The following is a 7346-nucleotide window of genomic DNA, read 5'->3' as shown; positions in this document are numbered from 1 at the left end:
TTCAAAAACAACACCGAATTGGGCGACTATCCGCGCAAGGACGCAGTGCGTTGGCCGCGGGGCATCGGCGGCAACGTGATGCACGACGGCCTCGGGCTGCTGATCACTGCTCCGGTGTTCATTACCCAGGACTCTATTCCCGTTACCGATACGACGATGATTCGCGTCATGTCGTTGCAGGGATTGATCGATACGCTTTATTTTTGCGAAACGAACTACCGCGAGGAGATGGACCGTGACCCGACCGGCCAGATCGAGTGGGGGCTGCACCCGGCGCCGGGTTATATGAACAATTTGAGCGAAACGCCGGCCATGAGCAACAACCCAAACTCCTGGCCTCCGGAGGGCTGGCTCTACACCAAACGCCTGCGCCGCTGGGCCGGCGAATGGGACGGCCGTTTCGGCCGCGGCATAATGTACGCCGATTTGGAGGCTTATTTTGTCGCCAACGACGCGCAGGATCAGGAATATCTCGGCCCCGATGATAAAGTCAAATACTATCCGCGCCCCGGCATCAAAATCGGCGATTTCGATCCTTCGGTTACGGTGCAAAAAGGCTGTCCTTGGGGAGGTTTGGGAGTACGCGTCAAACAGCGCCTCTACCAATGGAACAACCCGATGGCTCAGGATTGTATCTTTTCGGAATATACTATCGCAAACAATTCGGAATACGATTTGCCCTACATGGCCTTCGGTGCGTGGTTGGATAACGATATCGGCGGTGAAAACAGCGGCGAAGACGGCAGCTTTAGCCGCGAATTAAACATGTCCTACCAGTGGGATACCGACGGCGTCGGAGAAGATGGATATCCGACCGGAACTGCTGGTTATGCCTACTTGGAAAGCCCGGGCATTTACGGCGACGGCAAGGACAATGACCGCGACGGATTGATCGACGAGCGCCGCGACAATGCCGCGACGCGGATCATCGGCCCGACCGACAACATTGTCGACCTCCAGGCTTTTCTGCATTTTTACGGCAAAAAGGAATCGGATCTCAAACCCCATTGGGATGCGGACGAAGACGGCGACTGGGAGGACGGCGAAGATCTTAATGGCGACGGCATTTATCAGCCGAACGAATATGCCGGCGACGACGTCGGTTTGGACGGCGTGGCACCCGGGGAAGAAAACTATTACGGACCTGATGAAGACGGCACCGAATGCAACCATCGCCCAGACCTGCGCGAAGGGTATGCGGAACCGAATTTCGGTTGGACCGATGTATCCGAAACCGACATGCTCGGTTTGACCACGCTTCTTTATACGGAGGCCATTCCCCATGTCGAACCCTATTACGGCTGGTTCCGCAACGACAAGTCGATGTGGGAGCGGATGACGCTTCTCGACTCGCTTGAATCGGGTGCTACAGACATCAATAACCTGTTCGAGCTTTTTGCGACCGCCATCTTTCCGCTGTACAAAGGCAACACCGAATTCATCTCCATCTCGCAGCTTCATTCCTATGACGATTTGGCCGGTCTAAATTCACCGCAGCATTCGGCGCCGGCGCTGTTCACTTTGAAAAAGACGGTACAGGTCATTTATGAAAAGGATTACCGCTTTGCGCAGCCGCCGAAAATGCCGACGCTGCGCGCCATATCGGGCGACGGCTTTGTGCAGTTGATGTGGGACAACCGCGCCGACCGTCTGACGCGCGAACCATTCTTGAGCGGAGTCAATGACTTTGAAGGCTATAAAGTCTTTCGATCGACCGATCCGGATATGAAGGATCCCCAAATCATTACCGACGGGTACGGTACGCGAACCTTGAAAAAACCGATCTTTCAATGCGACTTGAAGGACGGTCGCCGCGGCTTTACGGATTACGGTCTGCTCAACGGCATGGGCTATTATCTGGGCGAGGATACCGGACTGGCCTATTCGTTCCGCGACCAAACGGTGCAGAACGGCCGCACCTATTACTATGCGATCGTCGCTTACGATTACGGCATTCGCGGCGACGAGTTAAAAGGAACCTCGATAGTCACTCAGGACAAAAACTATGGTATCGCGCCGTCGGAAAACAATGTCGTGATCCGCAAAAATGAATGGGAAGAGATCGAGTTCATCGGTCCGAACGTGGCGATCGTCACTCCCGGAACCCCTGCCGCCGGTGAAACCATCAAATCGGAATTCAATATGGATTTTCGCGGCGCTGCCGGCTCCGGCGAAATCGTTCCTGAGGTCGTCGACTTTAACTCCTTGGAAAAAGGGCACACCTATAAAATCAAATTCAAGATTTACCGTATCGATTCCTCATATCGGTTCCATGCCGGATACGGCTATCGTTACACAACGAGCGGCTATGTAGTTTATGACCAAACCGCCGGGGATAAAGTGGTCTATGAGGATGTGCTGACCAAAAACCAAGACGGCTTTTTAACTCCGAAAAATATCCTCACCTCGCTCGTGCGCTATGACAACGAAACTACGGATCCCAATGATGACTATTACCACATCAGTACGAGCGACTATAAATATTCCGAAGTTTTTGACGGCCTGCGCCTCAAAATCAAAATGGGCTATCGATTGCCGGAATACGACTATGCGCGTTCCGGCTGGATGCCCGGCAGCTCGCCGATCAACATCACGTTCGTTGAAAAGAACATGCAGTATTTCAAATGGGATTACAACATCGTTTTTTCCGACGATTATGTCTATGAAACCCGTTTGACCAAAGCCAAAGGCGCAACTTTACGCGACGAAAACGAACGCAAGTTCGAAGCGAACGAGCTGCTTTGGGGACAAAAGTTCAAATTCAAGATCATCAATTTGAACTTTGCCGATTCGACCGGACAACCGGCGTTGCTGGACATGGTGGTTCAAGACCTTAACCGCAATGGTCAGTTCGACATGATCGGCGACCGCATCCTGGTCGGCTCCTACAACCTCAAAGAGCGCTGGGACGGCGTCATTTTCATCATTGACTTTCTCAACTGTCGTGACGAAAGCGAGCTGCCGAAAAACAACGATGTGTATGCCATCCGTTACCTCAAGCCGTGGATGGCGAGCGACTCGGTGTTATTCAGCGTCGCGGCGGAAAAGACCACCGACCGCGCGCTGCTCAAATCCAAGATGGCCGAAATTCGCGTCGTTCCCAATCCCTATGTGGCATCCAACCTCATGGAGCCTTCGGTAGTCAATAAATGGCTCAATCAGCGTCGTCGTCTGTTGTTCACCAATTTGCCCGAGCGCTGCACGATCAAGATCTTTACAGTCAGCGGCGTCCTGGTGCGCGAGCTGCACGCTCCGGATGATGCCGTCACTTCCTACAACGGCTGGGGCCAGGCCAACAACGGCATGCTGCACTGGGATATGCTGACGTCGGAAGGCCTGGAAATCGCCGCCGGCATGTATTTCTATCACGTCAAAGATGACCAGACCGGAGAAGAAATCACCGGCAAGTTTGCGGTCATCAAGTAACGTCAAAGAGGAAAAAAGCATAGAGAAAGGATAGATCTTATGAGCAAGCGATACCTTTTTACGATGCTGATCGCTTTGGCGGTGACGGCAGAGCAAACGGCTTTTGCCAAGCAGCCCTACCGCATGGGGACGACCACCGCCAACTTTTTGGAGATCGGCGTCGGCGGGGCAGGCATCGCCATGGGCGATGCCTACGTCGCGTCGGCGCGCGACATGTCGGCGATCTATTGGAATCCCGCCGGCTTGGCGCTCATTCGCAACAACGAGGCCATGTTCATGTATCAGCCTTGGGTGGTCGACGTTAATACCATGTTTGTCGGTGCGGCTCTGTCTTTCCCGACCATCGGTACCATCGGACTCGGCATTTTCGGCATGAACTATGGAAATATTGATGTCACTACTTTGGAATATCAACAGGGAACCGGAGAACAATATACCGCCTACGACTATAATTTCAATTTGACCTACGCCCGCAGCCTGGTCACCTGGTTTTCGTTCGGTGCGAGCGCCAAGTATATCTCGTCCAAGATTTGGCACACTTCGGCAAGCGCGCTGGCGGTGGACTTGGGCGTTCTGGTGCAGACTCCCTTTTTCTCGCCCACCGGAGAAGCAGAAGAGGGCATGAAGATCGCCATGAGCATCTCCAATTACGGCGGTCGAATGCGCTACGACGGTATCGACCTGCTGTTCCCGGTCGACATGGATCCGAGCGCCGACGGCAACTATCAGAACCTGCAGGCTAAATATAAAATGTCGGATTGGGAATTGCCGCTCATTTTCCGCGTCGGCATGGCCGTCAATCCCATCGTCAAGCGCAATCACCGCCTGACGTTTGAAGTGGACGCGCTGCATCCCAACAACATGAGCGAGTCGATCAATCTCGGCGCCGAATACACGTTTATTGTGCCGGGATTCGGCAACTTTAGCCTGCGCGGCGGTTATAAAGGTCTTTTTCTTGTAGAGTCGAATTACGGCCCGACCTTCGGCGCCGGCGTAAAATACTATCTCTCTCCTTCGCGTGCTTTTTCCATCGACTATGCCTATCGCACGCTTGGCGTTCTAGGCAATGTTCATTGTACCAGCCTGGGCGTCGCCTTTTAAGCCCGGAGGGCCGAAATTAACATTTTTGGAGGTGATATGCGCAAATATGTAATCGTTTATCCCGCGGTTTTGATTGCAGCCGCAGCTTTGGTCGTCAGCTGCGGCCTGCGAAGCCATACTGAGCCGGAAATTACCGTCAATAATGCCGAGATTTTGGGACAGGGACTCTTTATCAATCCCAACGCCTTCAAGCCTTACGGCGTAACGACCCTTTTCATAAACGAAGACGATACGGTCGATTTGGTCGTGCAGAGCAGTCTGCTCAAAACCCCGAACTATGTCTGGAAGCCGGCTGATGAAAACATTTTAAAAGTGGTGCCGACGCCGAATGATCCTAAAAGAGCGGCGATTGCCATAGCCGTCGGCGACAGCGGCGCTGCGACCAAACTGACTCTCAACGATGTCGGCAACCAAGCCGTCAAGACGATCGATGTCAAGATCGTCAAACATTGGGCGGATCCGGATTTCTACAAATTCATCGGCAGTTACGGCGGACATTATTATTATCTTTCGAAAAGTTTGAAGACTTGGGCTCAGGCGGTTGCTGCTTGCAAAGAGGCGGGTGGATACCTGGTGGCCATCAACAGTGCGCAGGAAAATGCGCTGCTGCAGAAAGCCATGGCCCGCCTTGACAGCGTTTGGATCGGTCTGCGTTTGAGAAACGAAAACGAGAACAAGACCGATGCCAACGGCAACCCGTTACCGCCGAAATGGTCGCTCAAATATTGGGAAAACGGCGAGCCGGTGACCTATGAAAACTTTGCCGAAAAATCCACTGATCCGGGCATCTTTTTCGAGATCTTTTACTTTATGGATCGCAGCGGCAGATGGGCCAACTGGCACGAACAGCCGCATGAATATTTTCTAGAAATGGAATAATCACGATTCTATACGGCTAAAAGGTGCTGCCCGCCGGTCTGAGGGGCAGCGCCTTTTTTGTATCTGGTCCGCTTTGATAGGAGTACAATGAACAAGTCAAATGACTTATTGCGATTCGTAATGATCTTGTCGGCAAGTCTATTCATGCTTTGCGGCCGCAGGCAGACGCCGATGGAGGGAGAAAAAGTCCTGGTGCGCATCGGCGACAAGGCGACGATTACCGTCAATGAATTCATCGCCCGCGCCGAGTACTGGCCGCGTCCTGATTACTGCCGACAGAACAACTATATCGATAAAAAGATCGTGCTCAATTCATTGGTTGCAGAAAAGCTGATGGCGATGGAAGCGGGAGAGGACTGTCCGCTGCTCAAGAACGAGGGGTTTCAGCTTTTTCTCAAAGGCCGCAAAGAGCAGGCCATGCGGCAGTGGATGCATCACGTCGAGGCGACGGCAAAGGTCAAACTTGACACTGCGGAGATCAAAAAGACCTTTCGTCTTGCCGGACGCGAGTATGAGCTTGCCTATTTTTCCACGCGCGACACGGCGGTCGTCAATCGTTTCCGCAAAACCGCACCCAGGGAGCGCGATTTCGAGGGGCTCTTTCAGCAGATAGCCGGCGAAGCGCTGCCGCCGACGCGCAAAGTCGCCTACGACAGTCCTGAGGCTATAGCAGTACACAAGGCGCTCTTTTCTCAACCTCTGCAGGTCGGGCAGATTTTGGAGCCGATCAAGCTGGAAACCGGCGACTATCTTTTCATCAAGATCTTGGGCTGGAGCGATAATCTGGCGGTCACCGAGACCCAGCAGCAGCAGCGCTTGGACAAAGTGAAGGAAAAGCTGACGCAGGTGCACGCCTCGGAGATTTGGACCAAACGCGTCGCCCAGATCATGAAGGGGAAGCGCCTGGACTTTAATCCGGAGGTGTTTCGCCGCGTTTCGCAGATGCTGTTCAAAGTCTATTTTCGTACTGATGAGGAGCGTAAAGATCAACTCGCCGGCAAGATTTGGCAAATCGAAGAAAAGGATATGCAGCTGGCGCTCGAGGATATGCCGGACGAGCAGTTCAAGCAGCAGCCGTTTTTCCAGATCGACGGCCAAGTCTGGACGGTGGCTGACTTTCAGCGTGCCCTGCTCTATCATCCCCTTGTCTTCCGTGAACGGCGATTCCCGTCGGATCAGTTTGCCGAGCAGCTGCGGCTGGCAATCGCCGATTTGGTGCGCGACGAATATGTGACCCGCGAAGCCTACAAACGCGGCTATGATCGGGTGCCGGCGGTGGAGCGGCACACGGCCATGTGGCGGGACGCCTATTTGGCGCTTTATCAGCGGGCGCAATATTTGAAATCGGTCGGCGAAACGCGCAATTTCAACAAGAATTACCACGACATACTTGCAACCCGACTGAATCCCTATGTGCGCAGCCTGTTTCAAAAGCATTACAAGAAAATCGAACTGGACTTTGACGCCTTTGAAAACATTGCCCTGACCTCGATCGACATGCTCGTCAAGCAGCCGGAACAGCCGTTCAAATATCCGGTGCCCAATTTTCCCATTTTAACTTCGGAGCATCTGATAGATTATGCGACGAGGATGAAGTAGGGGGAGGGGAAGAGGGAAGAGGGGAGAGGGGAGAGGGGAGAGGAATTATTGCTGCCATAACAAATGGAAGGCAATTTCAAGCGGGTTTTCGGTTTGATGAGCAAATAGAGTCCCTCTGCCCCGCCTGTATACAAAATTTTGAACCGAGGATGAAAAGGGGATTTCACCAAACACTAAAGCATTCATCGCCGTTATCGTTGCCTAAAATAAAGCACTAAAGGACCTGCAAGGATGGAAAATTAAATTGAAGGCGGGTGAAAAAACAGGCCAAGCGGTGCAACAAAGCTTATTCGGGTCAAAAGATTCATTTCGGCTATAAGCGCCTAAAGCGCCCACCTCTG

4 protein-coding genes are annotated in these 7346 nt (G+C 52.9%); all 4 read left to right on the top strand.

The annotated features are described in order from the left end of the window. Nucleotides 1–3426, top strand: a 3426-nt coding sequence (locus ONB24_14335; protein ID MDZ7317288.1) for a hypothetical protein, incomplete at its 5' end; no start/stop codon positions are given. Nucleotides 3427–3465: 39 nt separating this feature from the next. Then, the gene (locus tag ONB24_14330; GenBank protein MDZ7317287.1) at nucleotides 3466–4527 is read left to right on the top strand and encodes a PorV/PorQ family protein; all 1062 of its coding nucleotides are present in this window, start codon (nucleotides 3466–3468) and stop codon (nucleotides 4525–4527) included. Nucleotides 4528–4563: 36 nt separating this feature from the next. Next, a complete protein-coding gene (locus tag ONB24_14325) occupies nucleotides 4564–5406 on the top strand; it encodes a C-type lectin domain-containing protein (protein MDZ7317286.1) in 843 nt (280 codons plus the stop codon). A gap of 87 nt (nucleotides 5407–5493) precedes the next feature. Continuing rightward, nucleotides 5494–7005 carry a hypothetical protein gene (locus ONB24_14320; protein ID MDZ7317285.1) on the top strand — a complete coding sequence of 504 codons (1512 nt, stop codon included), beginning with the start codon at nucleotides 5494–5496 and terminating at the stop codon, nucleotides 7003–7005. The last annotated feature ends 341 nt before the right edge of the window (nucleotides 7006–7346 follow it).

The sequence above is a fragment of the candidate division KSB1 bacterium genome, from assembly GCA_034505495.1.
Lineage (GTDB): Bacteria > Zhuqueibacterota > Zhuqueibacteria > Residuimicrobiales > Krinioviventaceae > Fontimicrobium_A.
The sequence above is the reverse complement of the archived record's forward strand: the minus strand, read 5'-3'. Positions and strand labels throughout refer to the sequence as shown.

Bases quoted from the DNA above. Each gene is read 5' to 3' on its own strand.
- ONB24_14330 (MDZ7317287.1), top strand. From the start codon at position 3,466: ATGAGCAAGCGATACCTTTTTACGATGCTGATCGCTTTGGCGGTGACG.
- ONB24_14320 (MDZ7317285.1), top strand. From the start codon at position 5,494: ATGAACAAGTCAAATGACTTATTGCGATTCGTAATGATCTTGTCGGCA.
- ONB24_14325 (MDZ7317286.1), top strand. From the start codon at position 4,564: ATGCGCAAATATGTAATCGTTTATCCCGCGGTTTTGATTGCAGCCGCA.